Here is a 21,506-nt window from a genome sequence, read left to right on the forward strand (position 1 = left end):
TGCCTAGTTACTAGACAATCTAGTAACAAGGCAAACTAGGAAAGGCAGGCCCGTGGACGGCTTTCTTCGCTTCGTGACCTCCGCCAAGACGTCGTGGGTCGTCCTCGTCCTGGCGGCGCTGGTGGCCGGCGGCTTCTTCGCGCTCGGCAGTGGGTCCGAGTCGGAAACGGCCCCGACCGCGGGCCTGCCCGACTCCGCCGAGTCCGCGCAGGTGGACGACCTCCTCGAGGACTTCCCGAGCGCCGACACGACCTCCGCGCTGCTCGTCTTCGCCGCAGACGAGGGCGACCTCTCACCCGAGACCCTCGCGCTGATCGGTGCCAAGGCGACCGGCGACCTCGCGGAGTTCACCCCTGACGGCTTCGTGCCTCCCGCCCAGGTATCCGATGACGGGACCGTCGCACTTCTGGTGGTTCCGCTCGATCCCGAAGCCGACGTCGACCGCCAGGCCGAGCGCGCCGGCGAGATCCGCGAGGCGGCCGCCGCGGACCTCGAGGACGTGCGGGTGTACCTGACAGGCCCGGAGGGCTTCGAGGTCGACGTCGCAGCGGTCTTCGCGGGAGCGGACTTCACGCTCCTCCTCACCACGGTGATCGTCGTCGCGATCCTCTTGATCGTGACGTACCGCAGCCCGTGGCTGTGGATCGTGCCGCTCGTCGTCATCGGCGTCGCCGATGCGGTCGCCGGCATCGTCGCCGCCCGAGTGGCGAGCGCCGCCGGCATCGTCCTGGACGCCTCGATCTCCGGCATCCTCTCCGTGCTCGTCTTCGGAGCCGGCACGAATTACGCGCTCCTGCTCATCGCCCGGTACCGTGACGAGCTGCGACTGCACAGCGACCGCCGCGAGGCGATGCGCCGGGCGCTGCGCGGTGCGGGACCCGCGATCATCGCGAGCGGGTCGACCGTCGCGCTCGCCCTGGGAACGCTGCTGTTCGCCGAGATCGCCGGCAACCGTGCGCTGGGTCTCGCCTGCGCGGTCGGTGTGCTCGTGGCGATGGCGTTCGCACTCATCGTGCTGCCGGCGGCCCTCGTGCTGTTCGGCCGGGGGCTCTTCTGGCCCTACGTTCCCAAGTTCGGCTCGCCCGATGCGATCTCCCGCAGCCCGTGGGGGCGCCTCGGCCGCGCCGTCTCGCGTCGCCCGGTGATCGTCGCTGTCGGGGGCTTCGCCGTGCTCGCGGCGCTCGCGAGCGGGCTCTTCTTCGTTCAGACCGGCCTGTCGCAGAGCGACCGCTTCCTCGAGAAGCCCGAGGCGGTGCAGGGTCAGGAGGTCCTGGCCGATACCTTCTCGGCGGGCACCAGCTCGCCCGCGACCGTCGTCGTGGCCGCCGAAGACGCCGACGACGCTGTCGCGACGCTCCTCGACGTCGACGGGGTCGACACGGCCGCCGTCAGCGAGGAGTCGGGCGATCTCGCCCGCATCGACGTCGTGCTGTCGGACGCTGCCGAGACCCCGGAGTCGTTCGCGACGGTCGAGCGGATGCGCGACGCGCTCGCCGAGTCGGATGCGTCGGGTGCCCTGGTCGGCGGGCTGGACGCCCGATCTCTCGACGTCGCCCAGGCGCAGGCGCGCGATCAGGCGCTGATCATCCCCTTGATCCTCGTGGTCGTGCTGATCGTGCTGGTGATCCTGCTGCGCGCGATCGTCGCGCCGCTGCTGCTGCTCCTGGCCGTGGTCGCCAGCTACTTCTCCGCCGTCGGGGCGAGCTGGTGGCTCTTCCAGTCCCCGCTCTTCGGCTTCCCTGCCATCGACACCAACGTCCTGCTGTTCAGCTTCCTCTTCCTCGTCGCGCTGGGCGTGGACTACAGCATCTTCCTCGTGACACGGGCGCAGGAGGAGGCGCGCACCCTCGGCACCACCCAGGGCATGATCCGGGGTCTCGCCGCGACCGGCGCCGTCATCACCAGCGCCGGCATCCTGCTGGCGGCGGTGTTCGCGGTGCTGGGCGTGCTCCCTCTGATCACGCTCACGCAGATCGGCGTCATCGTCTGCATCGGCGTCCTCATCGACACGCTGCTCGTGCGCACCGTCATCGTGCCGGCGATGGCGTTCATCACGCGAGATCGGTTCTGGTGGCCGCGCAAGCCCGAGATCAGCGATGCGGATGCCGCAGCCCGCCACCTCGATGCGCTGGCCGTGCCCCCCGCCGAGGTGACCGAACGACAGGCGATGGCCGAGGTCCGCTGACCTGCCCGGTGACGCGTTTTCGGGGCATGGCGCGCTGGCCGGGTCGGAGCGCCGCGGGGTAGCCTTCGGTCACCGAGCACGAGGAGGAGCTGTGGCAGACAAGGGGATCGATGAGGACACCGCGTTCCGGGAGATCCTCGCGCGTTTGAGCGAGAAGTATCCCGAGGTCCCGCCAGAGCGCGTCACGGCGATCGTGGACGAAGTCCGCGCGGAGATGACGACGGCGAAGGTCCGCGACTTCGTGCCCGTGCTCGCGGAGCGTGAAGCGAAGATGCGGGTCAAGGCCGAACGCCCCCCGCGCTCCGAGGGGTGACTCGGACCCAGCTCTGCGTCAGAGCGTGGCGAGGAGCGCCTCGGCGGCGGCGCGGGACTGCGTCATGCGCGCCGGGTCGGCGTCGAAGTCGCCGAGGAAGACCGAGCCGAGCGCGCAGGTGAGCACGCCGTAGGCGACCGTGACGCACGCGTCGGGTGCGGCATCCGGATGCTCCTGCGCCACCAGCTGCGCCAGCTGCATGCGGGTCGCCGTGTAGGCGACGGTGAGCACGTTGGCGATCTCGGGCGTGGTGCGGGACAGTTCCACGAGGCCCAGCACCACGGCGTTGTCGCGGTCGGGGGAGAGGAACGGCACGCCGAACAGGTAGTCGATGGCGCCGTCGATGTCGACAACCTCCGCGGGGAGGAGCGAGCCCGGCTCTCCGCTCGCGTCGGCGAAGACGGCCACCGCGGTGTCGAGGAGGAGGCGATCGCGGTTGCCGACGAAATGGCGCACGTGGCCGCGCGACATGCCGGCGGTGTCGGCGATGCGGTCGAGCGTCGCGCCGCGGATGCCGTACTCGGCGATCGTGGTCATCGTCGCGTCCACGATCTGCTCGCGACGCTCGACGGCGACGGACGGGCGTGCCATCGACGGTCTCCTCTCCCGCCGGGGTGCCGGCGGATGTGCCATTTCATCGCCAGTGTAACGACGCGATTAATTCTAGTCTAGTCGGACTTGACTAACTTGGGCGGGATGCATAACGTGTGGTCTCAACACCGGCGACGTCGCCGCGATCTGGAAGGAAAGACATGCCTGAGGTTGTGCGCATCCCCCCGATGCCGGAGAGCCCGCTCTCGTTCCCGGCGCGGGTTCGCGCGAACGACGGAGTGCTCCTCGCGACGGATGTCTACCTTCCCGGCGCACCCGACTCCGCCGATGAGACCCCCGGCGACACCGTCCTCATCCGCCTGCCGTACGACAAGTCGGGCGTGTACTGCTTCATCCCGTTGATCGCCGAGTACTTCACGCAGCACGGGTACCGCGTCGTCGCGCAGGACGTGCGCGGCAAGTTCCGCTCCGGCGGCGACGCGCTGCTGTTCGTCAACGAGGTCGACGACGGCCACGCGACGATCGAGTGGATCGTCCAGCAGCCGTGGTCCAACGGCCGTGTCGCGATGTGGGGGGACAGCTACTACGGCTACACGCAGTGGGCGGCCGCCGCCAGCGGGCATCCGGCTCTCAAGGCCATCTCGCCCCGCGTCACCGGCACCACGCTCGGGGAACCCGTCCGCCGCGACAGCAGCGACCGCACGCGCCGGGTGGAGTGGGGCGTGACCTACATGTACCCGCTCACCCAGTTCTTCGACAACGACATGGTGCTGTGGGAGCCGGACTGGTCTCGCCGCGATTTCGCCGCGCAGGCCGAGGAGTTCATCGCCCAGGTCGGCTACCGCGGTCTCTCGTACGACCAGTGGTACCCCCGCCCGGTCCACCTGCCCCGCTTCCCGGAGGGCGACCCGTTCGCCGGGCGCTCGGTGCCCGTGCTCCACACCATCGGCTGGTGGGACAACTGCGCGCCGCTCTCGTGGGCCGACGTCGAACGGCTCAAGGCCCGCCCGAACTGGGACGCCCACCACTACCTGCGCATCGAGCCGATGGACCACGAGGCGTTCGAGCTGCTCGACGCCGACGAGGATCGCGTGTGGGACCGCAGCGAAGCGCAGATCCGCGCACTGCTGCCGCGCACGCTCGACCCGACCCTCGCCTTCTTCGAGGTGTTCGTCCGCGGCAACGGCTCTCCCGCCGATGTGCCGCGCGTCGCCTGGAACCTCGGCGGGACGACGGAGATGCGCGAGAGCACGTCGTGGCCGCCCGCCGGCACCCGCACCGTCGAGCTCTTCGCGACCGCGGCGGGCGAGCTGTCGTCGGCTCGGCCGCACGACGAAGCGACCCTTCGGTGGGTGCACGATCCCGCCGACCTCGTTCCGTCGAGCGTCCCGGACGCCTTCTCGTACCTGCTGCACAAGCCCGACGAGGCCCCGATCGGCGACCGCGACGACGTGCTGCGTTTCGAGTCCGCTCCGGCGGCAGCCGACGTCGACCTGGCCGGACCGGTGAGGGCGCGGGCGAGGGTGACGTCGGACGGCCCGGTGATGGACCTGTTCGCGCGGATGCTGGATGTCGCGCCCGACGGGACCGCACTGCGCATCGCCCGCGGCCAGCTCCAGCTCCTGGATGCCGGCCGCCCCGAGACGCTCGACGTCGACCTCGGGCACATCGGCTACCGACTGCGCGCCGGGCACCGCCTGCGCGTGCACGTCAGCAGCAGCGACTACCCCGAGTTCCTGCCGCAGACCGGAACCGGCGCCGACCCCTGGACCTGGGGGGAGACGCGCGCCAACACCCAGTCCCTGGTCATCGGCGGGGGCGACGCCTTCTCGCTGACTCTCACCGTCCTCGAAGGAGACCTGTCGTGATGCTCGAGCCCACCCTGGAGTTCGTCTTCGAGATCCGCGCCCGGATCGACCCGCACTACGACATCGGCCGGGGGCCCGAGGAGAAGCTCTCGTTCACCCCGGTGTCCGGCGGCACCGTCGCCGGTCCGCGGCTCAACGGCGAAGTCCTCAGCGGCGGCGGCGACTGGGCCGTCGAGCGGTTCGGCACGGCGCAGCTCGAAGCGCGGTACCTGATCCGTGCCGACGACGGGGCCGTGATCGACATTCTGAACCGCGGCTACTTCCGCGCCACGAGCGCACAGCTCGCCCGGATGGAGAAGGGCGAGGACATCCCCGAAGACGAAGACGGGCTGTACTTCCGAACCGCTCCGGTCTTCCAGACGGATGCTCCCGCCCACCGCTGGCTCGCTGAGAACCAGTTCATCGGCATGGCACGGGACGACGACGGCCACGTCGCCATCCGGGTCTTCCTCCTGCAGTAACCCACCACCACCACCACCCGAAATCACCACCCGATCCGAACGGAACAACAGCATGAAGAGAATCGGAATCGCCGCAGCCGCTGTCGCCTGCGCATCGCTGCTCGTGCTCACCGCCTGCGCGCCCCGAGACGGGGGCGGCACCGACGATGGCGACGGCAACGGCGAGATCACCCTCGTGGATGCCCAGCCCGCGGGCACACAGCCCGTCGACGAGGTCACCTGGGCGATCGCCGAGGGCGAGCCGGCCACGCTGAACCCGGCCAGCTCGGCCAACCTGATCATCCCGAACCTGTGCGACAACCTGCTCTCGCTCCAGCCGGACTTCTCCATCGAGCCCGGCATCGCCGAGACGGCGGAGTTCGTCGATCCGACGACGTTCGTGATCACCCTGCGCGACGACGTCACGTTCTGGGACGGCAGCCCCGTGACCGCCGACGACGTGGTCTACAGCCTGCAGCAGAGCACGAACCCCGCCTCGCAGTGGTACGGCGCGTTCGCCCTCGTCGTGCCGGACCCCGCGGTCGGCATCGTCGCCACCGCGCCGAACGAGGTCACCGTGCGCTTCGTCGCCCCCGACTCCACCTTCCGCGACGCGCTCGCCGGGCAGGGCGGCGCGGTCATGCAGAAGGCGTTCGGCGAGGCCGTCGGCGATGCTCTCGGCACCTCCGACGGCGGCCTCATGTGCACCGGTCCGTACAAGCTCGAAGAGGGCGGCTGGACGCCCGGCAGCGATATCGTCACGACGGCGAACGAGGACTACTGGAATGGTGCGCCGCTCGTGAAGGAGCTCACCTACACGTTCGTATCGGACGGCTCGACACTCACCAGTGCGCTCACGGCAGGCGAGATCGACGGCGCCTTCAACGTTCCGCCGTCCTCTCGCGCGGCGTTCGAGGGCGATGGCGCCGGAACCCTGACGGTGGGGAACTCGACCGCGTCGTACAGCTTCGGCCCCGCATCCTCGACCAGTGCAGCCGCGAATCCGCAGATCCGCCAGGCGCTCAGCATGGCGATCGACCGGGAGAAGTATCTGGACACCGTCGTGAACGGGCTCGGCTACGTGCAGAAGACGTTGGTGCCGCCCTTCTCCTTCCAGTCGATGGATGCGGCATCGATCTACGAAGCCGGATACGAGGCGCTCGCGGAGCCGACTGTCGATATCGAGGGCGCGAAGAAGCTCGTCGAATCCAGCGGTGAGGACCTCAGCGTTCCGCTCGTCGTCGCGGTGCCCGCCGGGGCCACGCAGTTCCAGCAGACCGCGGCGATCATTCAGAGCGCCGGCAAGGAGATCGGCCTCGACATCCAGATCAACGAGATGCAGGCATCCGATTTCGGAGCGCTGTTCTACGACCCCAGCAAGCGTGAAGGCGTCGACTTCGTCGCGACGCAGGGCTACCTCGAAACCCCGGGCGTGCTCGGCTACCCATCGCTGTTCCTCCTTCCCGAGCAGCTCGGCGGCTTCTTCAACTGGAGCGGGTACGACAACCCCGAGGTCACGGCTCACATGGCGGCCGCGCGAAATGCGACAGATCCCACGACCGCAGCGGAGGAGTACGTCGCGGCACAGGAGATCTTCGCGCCGGACTACCTGCAGGTCACCCTCGCCGGCACCTACCAGCTCACCTACCTCAGCAAGGATCTGACCGGGGTCGTCACCTCGATCGCCGCGTACAGCAGCCCCTGGGCGCTGCACCTCGGCGGAAAGTGACAGGACCTGCCGGGGCCGCGCCCGTCACGCGGCGGCCGCGACCCCGGCAGGATGGCAAGACCGGGCGTGGAGAAAGGAGGACAGGGACGTGAACGCTCTCACCCGAACGCTGCTGGGACGCCTCGGCGGTCTGCTGCTGACGCTGGTCCTCGCGAGCATCGTCATCTATTCAGCGGTGCTGCTCACCGGGGATCCGATCGCCGCGCTCGCCGGCGGTGCGAAGCCGACCCCCGAGCTCATCGCCGAGATCCGCGCCGCCTACCACCTGGACGCTCCCGTGTGGGAGCGGTACTGGATGTGGCTGACCGGCGTCTTCCAGGGCGACTTCGGCCAGTCGTTCGTCTACAAGACGGACGTGATGTCGCTGGTTGCGCCGCGCTTCGGGATCACGCTGCAGCTCGTGCTGCTGACATTCACCCTGATCCTCATCTTCGGCGTCGGGTCCGGCATCCTCGCCGCGACCCGCGGAGCCCGCACCGACCGGACGGTCGCTGTGCTCACCTCGCTCGGAATGGCGCTGCCGACGTTCGTCGTCGCGATTCTGCTGATCTGGATCTTCGCGAAGACGCTCGGGTGGTTCCCGGTGTACGGCGCGGGCGAGGGGTTCTGGGACCGCCTGTGGCACCTCATTCTCCCGGCGGTATCCCTGGCGGTGCTCTTCATCGCGTACATCAGCCGCGTGACCCGCAGCGCCCTCGTCGCACAGCTGCACTCCGAGCACGTCGACACCGCACGGGTGCGCGGCATCCCGGCACGGCGCATCTTCGGCGTCCACGTGTTCCGCAACGCGTCACCCCAGCTCCTGGCCATCTCGGGAACGACCATCGCGGGCCTGTTCGCGGCATCGGCGATCGCCGAGGTGGCGTTCGGGCTCGGCGGGATCGGCTCGCTGCTCGTGCAGGCGGCTTCGCGCGCCGATCTTCCCGTCGTGCAGATCGTGTCGCTGCTGCTGGTCGTCATCTTCGTGGTGCTCAACGCCGTCGCCGATCTGATCAGCTTCGCGATCGATCCGACGAGCCTGTCCGAGGGGATTCAGGCATGAGCGTCGGCCAGATCGCGCAGGGCGCCGTGCCGGGCGTCGCACGCCGCGTCGCGAAGAAGGACTGGACGTTCGTGCTCGCGCTGGTCGTCTTCGGCATCGTCGTGGTGATCGCGCTGGTCGGCTCCTGGATCGCGCCGTACCCCGCCGACGAGCTCTATGTCGGTCCTGTCAACGGCGCGCCGAGCCTCGCCCACCTGTTCGGGACCGACGACGTCGGACGCGACATCCTCTCCCGCGTGCTCGTCGGCGCGCAGGCGAGCGTGTTCGCCCCGATCATGGTCGTCGTGCTGTCCACGCTGCTGGGACTCTCCCTCGCGGTGACGGCGGCATGGTTCGGCGGCTGGGTCTCGGGAACCCTCGCCCGGGTGATCGACGTGATCTTCGCCATTCCCGGGCTCGTGCTGGCAGTGCTGGCGGTCGCGATGTTCGGGAAAGGGCTCATCGCGCCGATCGTGGCGCTGTCCATCGCGTACATCCCCGTGGTCGCACGACTCACCCAGACCGCCGCGTCGCGCGAACTCGGGAAGCCGTACTTCGCGGCGCTCCGGGTTCAGGGCGTGTCGAGCGCCGCGATGCTGCTGCGCCACCTCCTTCCCGCGCTCATCCCGCTCGTCGCGGCGCAGATGGCCGTCGGGTTCGGCTACGCGATGCTCGACCTCGCCGCGATCTCGTTCCTGGGCCTCGGGCAGCAGCCACCCGCTCCTGACTGGGGCTCGATGATCGCCGCCGGTCAGGCCAGCATCCTCGCCGGGGCGCCCGAGCAGTCCCTGTTCCCGTCGATCTTCGTCGTGGCCACGGTGCTCGCCGTCGGGGTCATCGGCGCGAGGGTCACCATCTGGGTCGAGGAGCGTGAGCGATGACGGATGCCGTGCTCGAGATCCAGGATCTCGATATCTTCGCTCCCGGGCCGAGGCAGCTCGTGTTCGGCAGCAGTCTGTCGGTCGGCCGCGGCGAGGCCGTGGGCCTCGTCGGCGAGTCAGGTTCCGGGAAGACTCTGACGGTGCGCGCCGTCGCGGGTCTGCTTCCGGACGGCTTCACCACCGCCGGCACGATCAGGATCGACGGCGAGGACATCGGCTCGATGAGCACCCGCGCGCTGCGGGACGTGCGCGCCCGGCGGATCGGCATGATCTTCCAGACGCCGCGCGCACACCTCAATCCCCTGCGGACGATCGGCGACTTCCTGACGGAGGCGCTCGTCCACGTCGCGGGAGTGAAGGCGTCGACCGCCGATCGACGGGCCCGCGAGCTCCTCGACGAGGTGGGGATCACCGATCCTGCGCGGCGGATGCGGCAGTTCCCCGCCGAGCTGTCGGGCGGGCTGCTGCAGCGCATGATGATCGCGGCGACCCTCGCGATGGATCCCGACATCCTCCTCGCCGACGAGATCACGACCGCCCTCGATGTGACGACGCAGGAAGAGGTGATGGCGGTCATCGCGGATCTGCGCGCCCACCGCGACCTGTCGCTCCTGTTCATCACCCACGATCTGGCTCTGGCCGGCGCCGTCTGCGACCGGGTCAACGTCATGCAGCACGGTCGGATCGTGGAGACCCTGCAGGCGGCGACCATGCGCCGCGACGCGAAGGACCCGTACACGAAGCTCCTCATGTCCGCCGCCCTCGACGAGGACACGCCCATCGGGGCGGATGCCGCGGACGAGGCGCCGATCCTCTCGATCGCGGACCTGCGCAAGTCCTATCAGGTGCGCGGCGACCGCGGCCGCGAGACGCTGGTCGCGGTGGACGCGGTGTCGATGCAGCTCGCCGCCGGCGGATCCCTCGGGATCGTCGGCGAGTCCGGCTCGGGCAAGTCGACGACGGCGCGCGTGCTCCTCGGGCTCGAGCGCGCCGACAGCGGCACGATCACGGTCGGCGGCGAGGACTGGAGCGTCCCCGCTCGCAGCGGGCGGGATCGCCGCCATCGGGCGAAGATCGCGCAGATGGTCTTCCAGGATCCGTACCAGTCGCTCGATCGTCGGCAGACGGTGCGGCAGTGCCTCACCGAGGCGGTGCGCGTCCATCGTCGAGGTGCCGCCAAGGAGGACGTGGACGCGCGCATCCGCGAGCTGGTGGCGCAGGTGCGTCTCGATGAGGCGCTGCTCGACGTGCGGCCGCGTGCGCTGTCGGGCGGCCAGCGTCAGCGCGTCGCGATCGCCCGTGCGCTCGCAGCGGACCCGGTGCTGCTCGTGCTCGATGAAGCGGTCTCCGCGCTCGATGTCACGACCCAGGTCGAGATCCTCACGCTGCTCGACGGGATCCGCCGGGAGACGGGAGTCGCCCTGCTCATGATCACGCACGACCTGACGGTGATCCGTCGCCTGTGCGACCACGTCGTCGTAATGCGCGCGGGCCGGATCGAGGAGTTCGGCACGGCCGCGAAGATCCTCGACGATCCGCAGGCCGAGTACACCCGTCTGCTGCTGGAGTCCATCCCTCGGGAAGGATGGACGCCGAAGCGCCGCCGGCTCGGGCGGACGCAGTCCCTCCCGACCGTGACGCGCAGCAGCGCCGTCGTCCCCGAGTGAAACGAGTGCCATGCCTGACGAACTGATGACCCCCGGCTTCGAGTACTGCTTCGAGCTGCGCTGCGCCGTCGACGACGAGGTGCCGCTCGGCGGCGCCACACCCGGTGAGGGTCTCCACTTCGCCCGGGTCTCAGGCGGCGACTTCGACGGTCCGCGGCTGCGGGGACGCATCCTCGACAGCGGCGGCGACTGGTGGCACGGCCGGGGTCTCACCGTGACGCTCGACGCACGCTACGTCATCGAGGCCGAGGTGACCGGCGGATTCGCCGGCATCGAGGTCGTGAACCGCGGCATCTGGCGCACGGATGCCGACACCTTCGAGCGCATGCTCGCGGGAGAAGACGTCGGCGAGGAGGAGCTCTACTACCGCACCGCCTTCGTCTTCCGCACCGAGCATCCCGAGCTGCAGTGGCTCACCGAGTCCCAGTTCGTCGGGTACGCCCGGCCCGAACCGGGACACGTCGTCATCCGGGTCTTCCGGCTCGTCTGACCGCCCCGCCATCGCCGCCGATCCCCCCACCGCCGAAGGAGACCAATGATCGCCGAGACCATCATCGTGAACGGGCGCGTCTTCGACGGGAAGACGCTCACGTCGAGCACCGCGGTGGCGGTCGGCTCCGGCCGGATCGTCCGCGTCGGATCGGATGCGGCCGTCCGGGAGACCGCGGATGCCTCGACCCGCGTGGTCGATGCCCGCGGCGGGCTCATCCACCCCGGATTCGTCGACGCGCACGCGCACGCCGTGTTCGCGGGTGTCGAGCGGCTGAGCATCGACCTCACGTCCGCGACGACCGTGCAGGAGACCCTCGACCTCATCCGCCAGGGTGCGCAGCGCAGCGACGCCGAATGGCTGACCGGCGGCGGGTGGAGCCACGAGCTGTTCGCGCTCCCCACCCGGCAGCAGCTCGATGAGATCGTCCCTGATCGCCCGGTCGCGCTCAGCGATGCGGGGCACCACACGCTGTGGGTGAACTCGCGCGCGCTCGAGCTCGCCGGGGTCGACCGCACCACACCGCAGCCGCACAACGGCCACATCCACCTCGACGAGGACGGCGATCCGAGCGGCTACCTCAACGAGACGGCGGCGGAGCTCGTGGGTCGCGTCATCCCGCCCGAGTCGGAGGATGCGATGTACGCGGGACTCCTCAACGCGCAGGAGCACCTCTGGACCCTCGGCATCACCGGCTGGCACGAGGCGATCCTCGGCGAGTACAACGGCAAGGCCGACTGCACGCCGGCGTTCCTCCGGGCCATCGCCGACGGCACGCTCAAGGACCAGACCTCCGGCGCGCTGTGGGTGGCGCCCGGCCTGCAGCGCGAGGACGTGCCGGCGCTCGTCGCACGCTTCGTCGAGCTGCGCGAGCGCAACGCCGCCGCGGGATTCGACACCGGCACCGCCAAGGCGATGATCGACGGCGTGCCGCACGGCGAGACCGCCGCTCTGCTCCAGCCCTACTCCAACCACTCCCACGACGGCTTCACCGGCGAGCTGCACTTCGACGAGGACACCGTCCGTGACCTCGTGCTCCAGCTCGACGCCGCGGGGTTCGCGCTGCACTTGCACATCATGGGCGATCGCGGCATCCGTGTGGCCCTCGACGCGATCGAAGCGGCGCGTGCCGTCAACGGCGCGCGGCGGCGCCACCACATCGCGCACCTGTCGATGGTGCAGCCCGACGACGCGCGGCGTTTCGGGCCGCTCGGGATCACCGCGAACATCCAGGGCCTGTGGGCCGCGCCCGACCCCTTCGTCGTCCAGCTGATCGGTGAGGAGCGGATGCTGCAGGGCTACCCCTTCCGCACGATGGCCGACGGCGGCGCCGACCTGGCGATGGGCTCGGACTGGCCGGTGTCGCCGGCCGACCCGTGGCTCGCCATCCATGTGACCGTGAATCGCTGGGCGCCGCTGCCCCCGGGGATCGAGGCGCCGCCGCTGCCCGCCGGCGCGACGCCGCCTACCCTCGACGCCGAGCACCAGTCGCTCACGCTGACCCAGGCGCTGAGCGCGTACACGAACGGATCGACCGAGCTGGTGCTCGGCCGCCCCGGCCGCATCCGCGTCGGCGAGCGCGCCGACATCGCGGTCGCCACCGCCGACCCGTTCCGTCTTCCCGCCGAGGCGATCGTGTCGCTGCAGACAGCGGTGACGCTGGTCGCCGGCGAGGTCGTCTTCGCGCGCTGAGGGCGGCGGGTCTCAGTCCGCCGCGTACCGCTCGCGCAGCTCGTGCTTGCGCACCTTGCCCGACGCGGTGCGGGGAAGGTCGCCCACGACGATCACGCGCTTGGGGATCTTGTAGCGGGCGATCCGCTCGGCCAGCGCGGCGCGCACGGTGTCGGTGTCGACGCGGACGCCGTCGCGCACGGTCACGACGGCGATGGGCACCTCACCCCATCGCTCGTCGGGGACGCCGATGACCGCGACGCCCGTCACGCCGTCGAGTCCGGCGAGGACGTTCTCGACCTCCGCCGGATAGATGTTCTCTCCGCCCGAGATGATCATGTCCTTGAGCCGGTCCGCGATGTAGAGGTACCCGTCGTCGTCGAGGCGGCCCAGGTCGCCGGAGCGGAACCACCCGTCGGGAGTGAAGGCGGCTGCCGTCGCCTCGGGCAGTCCGTGGTAGCCGGCGAACACGTTCGGACCCGAGATCTGCACTTCGCCGATCTCGCCCGCGGGGAGGATCGATCCGTCCTCGGCAGCGATGCGCACGTCGGTGAAGAAGTGGGGCAGCCCCACGCTTCCACTCTTCTCGCGGGTCATCGCCGGAGACAGCGACGTCGCCCCGGGAGAGGTCTCGGTCATCCCGTAGCCCTGCGTGAACGCCAGGCCGCGCGCCTCGAACGCCTCGATGATGCGCGAGGGCACAGCCGAGCCGCCGCAGGTCAGCTTGTGCAGGCTCGACAGGTCGGTGGTTGCCCACGAGGGGTGGTCCGCGATGAGCTGGTAGGTGGTCGGCACGCCCGACATCATCGTCACCGCGTGCCGTTCGATGAGATCGAGAGCGCGCCCGGCCTCGAAGCCCTTCTCCAGCACGAGGGTCGCGCCGGTCAGAACGGCCGGGAGGGCCCCCATGCCGAGGGAGGCGACGTGGAAGAGCGGAGAGATCATGAGCGCGACGTCGCTCGAGACGACGTCATAGTCCACGATGCAGTTGAGCGCGACGGCGGTGAGGTTCCCGTGCGTGAGGACGGCGCCCTTCGCGCGGCCCGTCGTCCCCGACGTGTAGACGATGGCGGCAGGATGCTCGGGGGGAGTCTCCGCCGCTGCCGGGACCTCGCGCACGGTGGCGAGAAGTCGGCCCAGCCCGGGCGCGCCGTTGCGGCCCGTCACGCCCGTCTCGATCGCCTGCAGCTCGAGTGTCTCGAGAACGGGGCTCAGTCGGTCGGCGAACTCGGGGTCGTGCAGCAGCACGCGGGCGCCCGAGTCGGAGAGCACGTGGCGCACCTCCGGGGCGGCGAGTCTGGTGTTCACCGGGACGAACACGGCGCCCAGTCGCGCCGCGCCGAAGAGCGTGGCCAGGAACTCGGGGCTGTTCTCGCCGAGGTAGGCGACGGGGTCGCCGTCGGTGACGCCGTGCTCGGCCAGGATCGCGGAGATCTGCTCTGCGGTGTGCGCGAACCGGGCGTACGACATTCGCTGGCCTTCGCCGTAGATCAGCGCGGTCTTATCGGGGTTCCTGAGACGGCGGCGGGGGAGCCAGGAGCCGAGTCCGTGTATCTGCATGGTTCTCTTCATCGAGGATGCGGGGCGCGATGTCCCGAAGCGAGGATAGGGGAGGGCCGGCGGTCCGCCGGCCCGGGATCAGGCGTAGAAGCGGTACAGTCCGCGCGCGACGAGGGCGGGCTTGGAGCCGCCTTCGACCTCGATGGTCTGGTCCACCGCGAGCTGGTACCCGCCGGCGACTTCCGTGACCTCGGCCACGACGGCGTTCATCCGCACGCGCGCGCCCACCTTCACCGGCGACACGAAGCGCACCTTGTCGAGGCCGTAGTTGACCTTCGTGGTCACGTCGGTGACGTCGAGCAGCTCGGTCCAGAACTTCACCGCGAGCGAGAGCGAGAGAAACCCATGGGCGATGGCGCCGCCGAACGGGCCGTCCTTCGCGCGCTCCGGGTCGGTGTGGATCCACTGGTGGTCGTCGGTCGCATCGGCGAAGAGGTCCACGCGGTCCTGCGTGATCTCCAGCCACTCGGACCAGCCGAGGTCGGTCCCGGTGAGGCCGGCGACCGCGTCGTAGGCGATGGTCGTGGTCATTGGTGCTCCGTTCGGTCAGGACGCCAGGCCGAGCAGGCGCACGGCGTTGTTCTTGAGGATTCCCGGCATGACGTCCGGCTTGAGGGCGGTCTGTGCCACGTCGGCGCGCCACCGGTCGGGGGTGAGCAGCGGGAAGTCGCTGCCGAACAGCATCCGGTTCTTCAGGTACGAGTTCGCCGCGCGCACGAGCGCGTCCGGGAAGTACTTCGGGCTCCACCCCGACAGATCGATCCAGGTGTTGTGCTTGTGGGTCGCGACCGACAGCGCCTCGTCCTGCCACGGCACCGACGGGTGGGCCATGATGATCTGCAGCTCGGGGAAGTCGGCGGCGACGGGGTCCAGCAGGATCGGGTTCGAGAGGCCGAGGCGCAGGCCGCGGCCGCCGGGGAGTCCGGCGCCGATGCCGGTCTGGCCGGTGTGGAAGAGCGCCGGGATGCCGGCATCCTGCAGCACCGCGTACAGCGGATAGTGGGCGGTGTCACTCGGGTCGAAGCCCTGGACGGTGGGGTGGAACTTGAAGCCGCGCACCCCGGAATCGTCGATGAGGCGACGCGCGCGGTCGACGGCGTCGCCGCGGCGCGGGTCGACGGATCCGAACGGGATCAGCACATCGTTGTTGCGCGCGGCGCCCTGCGCGATCTCCTCGCTGGAGACAGGCGCGTGGCCGAGCTGGGTCTCCGCATCGACCGTGAACACGACGGCGGCCATGCCGCGCTCGCGGTAGTGGTCCGCGACCGCGTCGAGGTCGGGGCGGGGGCTGTCGGCGGAGAAGTACTTCGACGCGGCCTCGACGAGGTCGGCGGGCAGCGAGTGGTGCCCGTGGTCGTCCACCTCGATGTGGACGTGGACGTCGATCGCGGTGAGCGCGTCGACGTCGATCGCCGGTTCGTAGCGGGTCATGTCAGGCCTTGGTGCGGTCCAGCTCCGCCGGAAGCGGCGGGAACTTCTCGCCCACGGACTGCTGGCGGCCGTCGAAGATCTCGGCGCCCTCCTCGTCGAGCGCCTCGGCGGACCAGCCGCCGTCGCGGTAGGTCGTGAAGACGGCCTCGGGGTGCGACCACAGCTGCAGGCGGTCGCCGCCGATGCCGATCGCCTGGCCGGTGATTCCGGCGGCGGCATCCGATGCGAGGTAGGCGATGAGCCCGGCGACGTCGTCCGACGTGCCGAAGCCGAGGTCATGGCGGAAGAAGGGGGGCATGGGCTCACCGGCGGCGTCGGCCTCGACGGCGGCGGCGAAGTAGGGGACGGTCGCGGTCATCGCGGTGGCGGCGACGGGGATCACGGCGTTCGCGGTGATGCCGGCGCGCTTGAGCTCGAGCGCCCACGTGCGGACCATCCCGACGATGCCGGCCTTGGCGGCGGCGTAGTTGGTCTGGCCGAAGTTGCCGCGCTGACCCGTGGGGGAGCCGATGCAGATGATGCGGCCGGCGACCTCGTTCTCGCGCATCCAGGTCGCCGCTTCGCGCACGCACGTGAAGGTGCCGCGGAGGTGCACGCCGATGACCGTGTCGAAGTCGTCGTCGCTCATCTTCCACAGCACGGTGTCGCGCAGCACGCCGGCGTTGGTCACGAGGATGTCGAGGCGGCCGAACGTCTCGACCGCAGCTGCGACGAGCTTCTGCGCGGTCTCGGTCGGACCGACCGGGGCGACCACGGCGACCGCCCGGCCGCCGAGTGCCTCGATGGACGCGACGGCTTCGGCCGCGGTGGCCTCGTCGACGTCGTTGATGACGACGGATGCTCCCTGCCGCGCCAGTTCCTGCGCGTAGGCCAGGCCCAGCCCGCGGCCGGATCCGGTGACGATGGCGACTTTGTCCTGCAGTGACATGGCGGTCCTCTCGGGTGTCGAACCATTCGAGCACACAATGATTGAGAAAGTCAATGATTGCAGGACTCATCCTTGCTAGCATCGACGCATGACGAGCGCGGGCACGGACGAGCCAGATTCGACGACCCGGCTGGACGACGACCTGAGCTTCCTGATCGCACGCGCCAACGCGCTCTCGATCGCCGCCGGCAACGCCGCGCTCGCCGAGTTCGGGCTGCGGGTGCGTTCCTACTCCGTGCTGTCGATGGCGGCCGAGACCGCCGGACCCTCGCAGCGCGAGATCTCGGACCACCTCCGACTGGACCCGAGCCAGGTCGTCGCGCTGGTCGATGACCTCCAGGGGCGCGAACTCGTCGAGCGGCGCCCCGACTCGCGCGACCGTCGCGCGAACGTCGTCGTGGCCACCCCGGCCGGTCGCGCTCTCCTCGCCGAGGCGCGTGCTGCCGTGCTGGGCGCCGAGCGCGCGCTCCACTCGCAGCTGGCCGACGACGATCGCGCGGTGTTGGCGGAGCTGCTGCGCAAGGTCGCGTTCGCGGGCTGAGCGGCGGGTGGCGGCGCCCGCCTCACGTCGTCAGGATCGTGACGACCGCGTCCCCGGCGGTCGCGGGGACGACGCGCGAGACGCAGCAGCACATCTTCTCGCTCGCGTTGCGCTGGCGCTCGCTGTAGAACACGTCGCGGTGGTCGATCTCGCCAACGAGGCCGAGGACGCGCACCTCGCAGAGCCCGCACTCGCCCTTGCGGCAGTCGTAGAGCATGTCCGCTCCGGCGGCCTCCAGGGCTTCGAGCATCGACTGGGTCGACGAGACACGCGTCTCGAGCCCAATCGCCGGGATGCGCACCGTGAACTCCTGCGCATCGAACCATCCGCTGTTGCCGAACGTCTCCATGCGCAGCGACGCGATCGGCAGCCCCCGATCGAGCCACGCACGCCGAATGGCGTCCATGAGCCGGATGGGCCCGCACACGTAGACCTCGGTGCCCGGTGCGAGCTCCTCGACCAGCGCCGGCACCGTGATCGACGTGCCCTCGTCGCGCACGTGAACCGAAAGCCGGTCGCCGTGACGCTCCTCGAGCTGATTCAGATACGCCATCAGCGGGCGGCTGCGGCCGGCATAGACGACGCGGTAGTCGGCACCCGCGTCGCGGAGCCGCTCGGCCATGCCGATCATCGCGGTGATGCCGACCCCACCGGCGACCAGCACATAGCGCGGCGCGCCGAGCCGCAGCGGGAAGTCGTTGAGCGGCCGGGTCAGCTCGACGCGATCGCCCGGTGCCAGCGCGTTCATGACCGCCGCGCCGCCACGGCTGACCGGCGACGAGAAGACGCTGAGTGCGATGCGGATGCCGTCGGGCGATGCATCCACGACCGAGTACGACCGTCGCTCGATCTCGCCGGCGATCGGCATCCGCACGACGACGTGAGCGCCGGCATCCACGCGCACCGGATCGTCGACGTCGATCTCGATCCGCCGGATCTCGGGGGTGAGCGAGTGTGTGGCCGCGACCGTGCCGCCCTGCCAGACCTCCGAGTGCGATGCCGCCACGTCAGGCCACCGACTGCCGGATGATCGTGGCGCCCGGCTTCTTCGCGGCGTGCTGAACCCGGGCTCGACCCTCGGCAGCCAGCATCCGCTCCAGGATCCGGCGCACCCACATGCCGCCGGCGTCGATGTTCAGGCTGTAGAACTCGTAGTCGGGGTTCGCGTCGATGGCCGCCTGCTGGGCGGCGAGCATGGCCTCGTCCTCGCCGAAGACCCCGTGGACGCCATCGCGGAGCTGCGTCGTGATGAGCTGGCTGTCGAGCCGGTAGTTGCGCTGGAACGACCAGAAGTAGTGGCTGGTGCGTTCGGTCTCGGGCGTGATCGTGTTCATCACGTAGCCGTTGACGCCCTGCGAGCGGTCCCCCTCAGGGGCCCCGGTGCCGGCCTTCGCCACTCCCACGTCGATGCGGATCGTGGACGGCGCCTCGAAGTGGATGATCTGCCAGCGGTCGACGCGGCCCTCGAAGCCGGGGAACTTGTCGCGCATGTTCTTGCGCCAGAACGGCGGCGGGTCGATGTCGCGCATCCAGCGCTCCACCGTGACGGTCGTGTCGGTGTGGCTCGTGACGAACTCGGACTCGCTGAGCTCCTTCTGGCCGATGCTGCTCGAGTGCACGAACTCCTCGTGCGTGAGGTCCATGAGGTTGTCGAGGATCAGCTGGTAGTTGCACGGGGCGTGGATGGTGAGCCCGTCGCCGGTCCACTCCGGATCCGTCATCTGGTGCATGTCGGGGATCGTGTCGGCATCGGCCAGCGCGGGGTCGCCCACCCACACCCACACGTACCGGTAGCGGTCGACGACCGGGAACGAGGGAACCAGCGCGCTCGGGTTGATCGTCTCCTGCGCCGGCATCGACGTGCAGCGTCCGGCTGCGTCGTACGTGATGCCGTGATACGGGCAGCGGATGTCCTCCGGTCCGATCAGGGTGCCCAGCGACAGCGGCGCGAGACGGTGCCAGCAGGCGTCGGCGAGAGCGACGGGACGCCCGTCCTCGGCGCGGTACAGGGCCAGCGGCCGGCCGGCGACAGTGCGGGCGAGGATCTGCTTGCGCCCGACCTCGTGGTCCCACGCGGCGACGTACCAGGCGTTGCGGGGGTGGTCGAGCAGCTTCGCCGCCATCGTCTCCTGCATCGGAACCTCCTCGTCCGAATATCTATCGAGATAGATATTCCTTCGAAGCTAGTGTGGATGTCAACCCATCCGGGTCCGAGGGAGACACATGAGCCTGCGATACGCGCTCCTCGCGCTGCTGACCGCGCAGCCGATGACCGGATACGACCTGGCGAAGGCGTTCCACGTCTCGGTCGGCCACGTGTGGCACGCGCCGGACTCGCAGATCTACCCCGAGCTCAAGCGCATGGTCGCCGACGGGGTGATCGAGGATCGGGCCGTGCCGTGGGGGGCGACCTCGACCAAGACTCAGTACTCGATCACCGAGCAAGGGATCGACGCCTTCGGGCAGTGGATGGAGCAGCCCGTCGAGTACCCGCACGAACGGGATCCTGCTCATCTGCGAGCCGCCTACTTCGAGTGGGCGGATCCGGATGCCGCGCGCCGGCGTCTGCGGGAGCACATCGAGCACTACGCCCAGCGCCGGGCTCAGTGGCAGGCGCAGCTCGACGGAATCCGGGCGCGGCAGCATCCGATCCTCGCCCGTCGGCTGGAGTCCGACACGCGTCACTCGCCCGACGCGATCGTCGCCTTCAAGGTCTTCACCTACGAGGGCTTCATCGACCGCGCCGATCTCGAGATCGCGTGGGCAGAGCGTGGACTCGCGCTGCTGGACGATCTCGGCGAGGCGGGCGAGGCGGGCGAGGCGGACGGGGCGGGCAGGGTGGGCAGGGTGGGCAGGGTGGGCAGGGAGATCACGAGGAGCGAGTCGCGGTGACCTCGGCGCCGCCGTGCGTGAGCGTGCCGATTTCTTCATCCTCGTGGATCGCCTGCGATTACCGGCGGAAGCCTCGGGTGATCGCGGCGAGGTAGATCGCGCCGATCAGCAGCCGGCCCAGGCCCAGCAGCTTCGCGGTGGGATCGATGCCGATCCACAGCACGATGTTGATCGCGATGCCCGCGAGAGGGAGCACGAGGAAGCGCAGCACGTCCCAGCCGCTGCGCGGCGCTGCGAGCGCCAGCACTGCGAGACCGTTCACGCCCGGAGGGTTGATTTCGCGGAGCCGCTGCCGGGTCGCTGCGAGTCGGTCGATTCCTCCACAGGATGGGTGAGAGCGGGCTTTCCGCAGGTCTGGTTTGGTTCGTTGATCTGGGGGTTTTCCGCGCCAGGAATGTCGGTGGGTGGTGGCAGGCTTCGGGTATGGAAGCCCTCGTCGACACTCTTCGTGAGGTGGAGCGTGTGCTCGGCGGCGCCGTGGCGGGGGTGTTCGCGGAGGGCGAGTTGCGGCTGTCGGGTGACGAGGAGCTGTTGGCGGTGGCGGCGCGGGTTTCGGCGGTGTCGCGTCTGGCTGATGCGCTGCTGGTCGCGGTGGTGGCGGGCGGATGCTGCCCCGCACGCGGAGCGGATCACCACCGTGCACGGGTGCCGGTCGGTGAAGGAGCTGGTGCAGCGGGTGACACGGCAGTCGTCCCGGTCGGTGGGGGAGGTGCTGCGCGGTGCGCGGGCCGTTTCCAGGCCGGTGGCACCGATGTCGGGTGAGGTGCTGCCGGCGGCGTATCCCGCGATGCGCGAAGCGTTGGCCTCGGGCGCGGTCGGCATCGACGGGCTGGTCGCGGTGGTCGGCGCGTTGGAGGGGGCGGGGTGCGCACCCGAGGCGCGGCTGGCAGCCGACGCGGAGCTGGCCGCTGCCGCGCAGGGGGCGGGGTGCGATGGCGGGCCGGCGCCGTGCGCGGACGTGTTGCGGGTGCAGGCGCAGGTGTGGGCGATGTTCCTCGATCAAGACGGCACCGAGCCACGTGAGGCACGTGCGCTCCGCAAACGAGGACTCACCCTCGGGGTATGCCGGGACGGGCTGGTGCCGGTGCGCGGTCAGCTGCTGCCCGAAGTCGCCGGGCAGCTGAACACCCTGTTCCACGCGATCCTCAACCCCAAGGGCGATGGCCCAGTGGCGCCGGCGGGCCCGCACTTCGTCGAGACGGTGGCCGCTGATCCGCACGCGCCGGTCGATGAGCAGGCYGATCCGCGCACCCGCACGCAGCGGCAGCACGACGCCTTCGCGACAGTCCTGACGGTCGCCGCGCGCTCGGGCGAAGTTCCCACGATCGGCGGTACCG

21 protein-coding genes are annotated in these 21,506 nt (G+C 70.0%); 13 read left to right on the forward strand and 8 right to left on the reverse strand.

Features of this window, described 5'->3' with window-relative positions; genetic code table 11:
• Positions 1-52 precede the first annotated feature (52 nt).
• Entirely contained in the window at positions 53-2,185 is a 2,133-nt protein-coding gene (locus ASD93_RS15540; RefSeq protein WP_056125104.1) for an MMPL family transporter, read from the forward strand.
• Positions 2,186-2,276: 91 nt separating this feature from the next.
• Positions 2,277-2,498: a three-helix bundle dimerization domain-containing protein gene (locus ASD93_RS15545; RefSeq protein WP_056125108.1), complete on the forward strand. Its 222-nt coding sequence runs from the start codon at positions 2,277-2,279 to the stop codon at positions 2,496-2,498.
• 18 nt (positions 2,499-2,516) lie between these two features.
• On the opposite strand, the gene ASD93_RS15550 is transcribed toward ASD93_RS15545, so the two are convergent.
• Positions 2,517-3,089, reverse strand: a complete 573-nt coding sequence (locus tag ASD93_RS15550) for a TetR/AcrR family transcriptional regulator (protein WP_056125111.1) — start codon at positions 3,087-3,089, stop codon at positions 2,517-2,519.
• Between the two features lie 161 nt (positions 3,090-3,250).
• Between ASD93_RS15550 and ASD93_RS15555 the strand changes: the two genes are divergently transcribed.
• From ASD93_RS15555 to ASD93_RS15590, 8 genes are all read left to right on the forward strand, one after another.
• Positions 3,251-4,918 carry a CocE/NonD family hydrolase gene (locus ASD93_RS15555; protein ID WP_056125114.1) on the forward strand — a complete coding sequence of 556 codons (1,668 nt, stop codon included), beginning with the start codon at positions 3,251-3,253 and terminating at the stop codon, positions 4,916-4,918.
• A complete protein-coding gene (locus ASD93_RS15560) occupies positions 4,918-5,379 on the forward strand; it encodes a DUF3237 domain-containing protein (RefSeq protein WP_056125176.1) in 462 nt (153 codons plus the stop codon). Before ASD93_RS15555 ends, ASD93_RS15560 begins: the two co-directional genes overlap by 1 nt.
• Positions 5,380-5,431: 52 nt before the next feature.
• Positions 5,432-7,087, forward strand: a complete 1,656-nt coding sequence (locus ASD93_RS15565) for an ABC transporter substrate-binding protein (protein WP_056125118.1) — start codon at positions 5,432-5,434, stop codon at positions 7,085-7,087.
• An 88-nt stretch (positions 7,088-7,175) separates the two neighbouring features.
• Positions 7,176-8,129, forward strand: a complete 954-nt coding sequence (locus tag ASD93_RS15570) for an ABC transporter permease (RefSeq protein ID WP_056125122.1) — start codon at positions 7,176-7,178, stop codon at positions 8,127-8,129.
• On the forward strand, positions 8,126-8,989 hold the full coding sequence (locus tag ASD93_RS15575; protein ID WP_056125125.1) for an ABC transporter permease: 864 nt from the start codon (positions 8,126-8,128) through the stop codon (positions 8,987-8,989). The genes ASD93_RS15570 and ASD93_RS15575 overlap by 4 nt, the downstream gene beginning before the upstream one ends.
• Complete coding sequence (gene nikE / locus ASD93_RS15580) at positions 8,986-10,656, forward strand: nickel ABC transporter ATP-binding protein NikE (RefSeq protein WP_056125128.1); 1,671 nt, start codon at positions 8,986-8,988, stop codon at positions 10,654-10,656. Before ASD93_RS15575 ends, nikE begins: the two co-directional genes overlap by 4 nt.
• A 10-nt stretch (positions 10,657-10,666) precedes the next feature.
• On the forward strand, positions 10,667-11,146 hold the full coding sequence (locus ASD93_RS15585; RefSeq protein ID WP_056125131.1) for a DUF3237 domain-containing protein: 480 nt from the start codon (positions 10,667-10,669) through the stop codon (positions 11,144-11,146).
• Between the two features lie 45 nt (positions 11,147-11,191).
• Positions 11,192-12,838, forward strand: coding sequence for an amidohydrolase (locus tag ASD93_RS15590; protein WP_056125133.1), 1,647 nt, complete (start codon positions 11,192-11,194; stop codon positions 12,836-12,838).
• Positions 12,839-12,850: 12 nt separating this feature from the next.
• On the opposite strand, the gene ASD93_RS15595 is transcribed toward ASD93_RS15590, so the two are convergent.
• The 4 genes from ASD93_RS15595 to ASD93_RS15610 all read right to left on the reverse strand — a co-directional run bounded on the left by ASD93_RS15595 (position 12,851) and on the right by ASD93_RS15610 (position 16,736).
• Positions 12,851-14,377, reverse strand: coding sequence for an acyl-CoA synthetase (locus ASD93_RS15595; protein ID WP_056125138.1), 1,527 nt, complete (start codon positions 14,375-14,377; stop codon positions 12,851-12,853).
• Between the two features lie 78 nt (positions 14,378-14,455).
• The gene (locus tag ASD93_RS15600; protein ID WP_056125141.1) at positions 14,456-14,908 is read right to left on the reverse strand and encodes a MaoC family dehydratase; all 453 of its coding nucleotides are present in this window, start codon (positions 14,906-14,908) and stop codon (positions 14,456-14,458) included.
• 15 nt (positions 14,909-14,923) lie between these two features.
• Entirely contained in the window at positions 14,924-15,808 is an 885-nt protein-coding gene (locus ASD93_RS15605; protein WP_056125145.1) for an amidohydrolase family protein, read from the reverse strand.
• Position 15,809: 1 nt separating this feature from the next.
• The gene (locus ASD93_RS15610) at positions 15,810-16,736 is read right to left on the reverse strand and encodes an SDR family NAD(P)-dependent oxidoreductase (RefSeq protein WP_056125147.1); all 927 of its coding nucleotides are present in this window, start codon (positions 16,734-16,736) and stop codon (positions 15,810-15,812) included.
• 88 nt (positions 16,737-16,824) lie between these two features.
• Between ASD93_RS15610 and ASD93_RS15615 the strand changes: the two genes are divergently transcribed.
• A complete protein-coding gene (locus ASD93_RS15615) occupies positions 16,825-17,277 on the forward strand; it encodes a MarR family winged helix-turn-helix transcriptional regulator (protein WP_056125150.1) in 453 nt (150 codons plus the stop codon).
• A gap of 22 nt (positions 17,278-17,299) precedes the next feature.
• Here the strand turns inward: ASD93_RS15615 and ASD93_RS15620 are convergent, their stop codons facing one another.
• On the reverse strand, positions 17,300-18,283 hold the full coding sequence (locus ASD93_RS15620) for a PDR/VanB family oxidoreductase (RefSeq protein ID WP_056125154.1): 984 nt from the start codon (positions 18,281-18,283) through the stop codon (positions 17,300-17,302).
• A gap of 1 nt (position 18,284) precedes the next feature.
• A complete protein-coding gene (locus ASD93_RS15625) occupies positions 18,285-19,412 on the reverse strand; it encodes an aromatic ring-hydroxylating oxygenase subunit alpha (RefSeq protein WP_056125157.1) in 1,128 nt (375 codons plus the stop codon).
• Between the two features lie 88 nt (positions 19,413-19,500).
• Here ASD93_RS15625 and ASD93_RS15630 point away from each other — a divergent pair, with 88 nt between their 5' ends.
• Positions 19,501-20,169 carry a PadR family transcriptional regulator gene (locus ASD93_RS15630; protein ID WP_082569428.1) on the forward strand — a complete coding sequence of 223 codons (669 nt, stop codon included), beginning with the start codon at positions 19,501-19,503 and terminating at the stop codon, positions 20,167-20,169.
• Between the two features lie 58 nt (positions 20,170-20,227).
• Here the strand turns inward: ASD93_RS15630 and ASD93_RS15635 are convergent, their stop codons facing one another.
• The gene (locus ASD93_RS15635) at positions 20,228-20,431 is read right to left on the reverse strand and encodes a hypothetical protein (RefSeq protein ID WP_056125159.1); all 204 of its coding nucleotides are present in this window, start codon (positions 20,429-20,431) and stop codon (positions 20,228-20,230) included.
• A gap of 393 nt (positions 20,432-20,824) precedes the next feature.
• On the opposite strand from ASD93_RS15635, the gene ASD93_RS15640 reads away from it, so the two are divergent.
• Positions 20,825-21,506, forward strand: a 682-nt coding sequence (locus ASD93_RS15640) for a DUF222 domain-containing protein (RefSeq protein ID WP_162253406.1), incomplete at its 3' end; no start/stop codon positions are given.

The sequence above is a fragment of the Microbacterium sp. Root180 genome (assembly GCF_001428485.1).
Classification (GTDB): domain Bacteria; phylum Actinomycetota; class Actinomycetes; order Actinomycetales; family Microbacteriaceae; genus Microbacterium.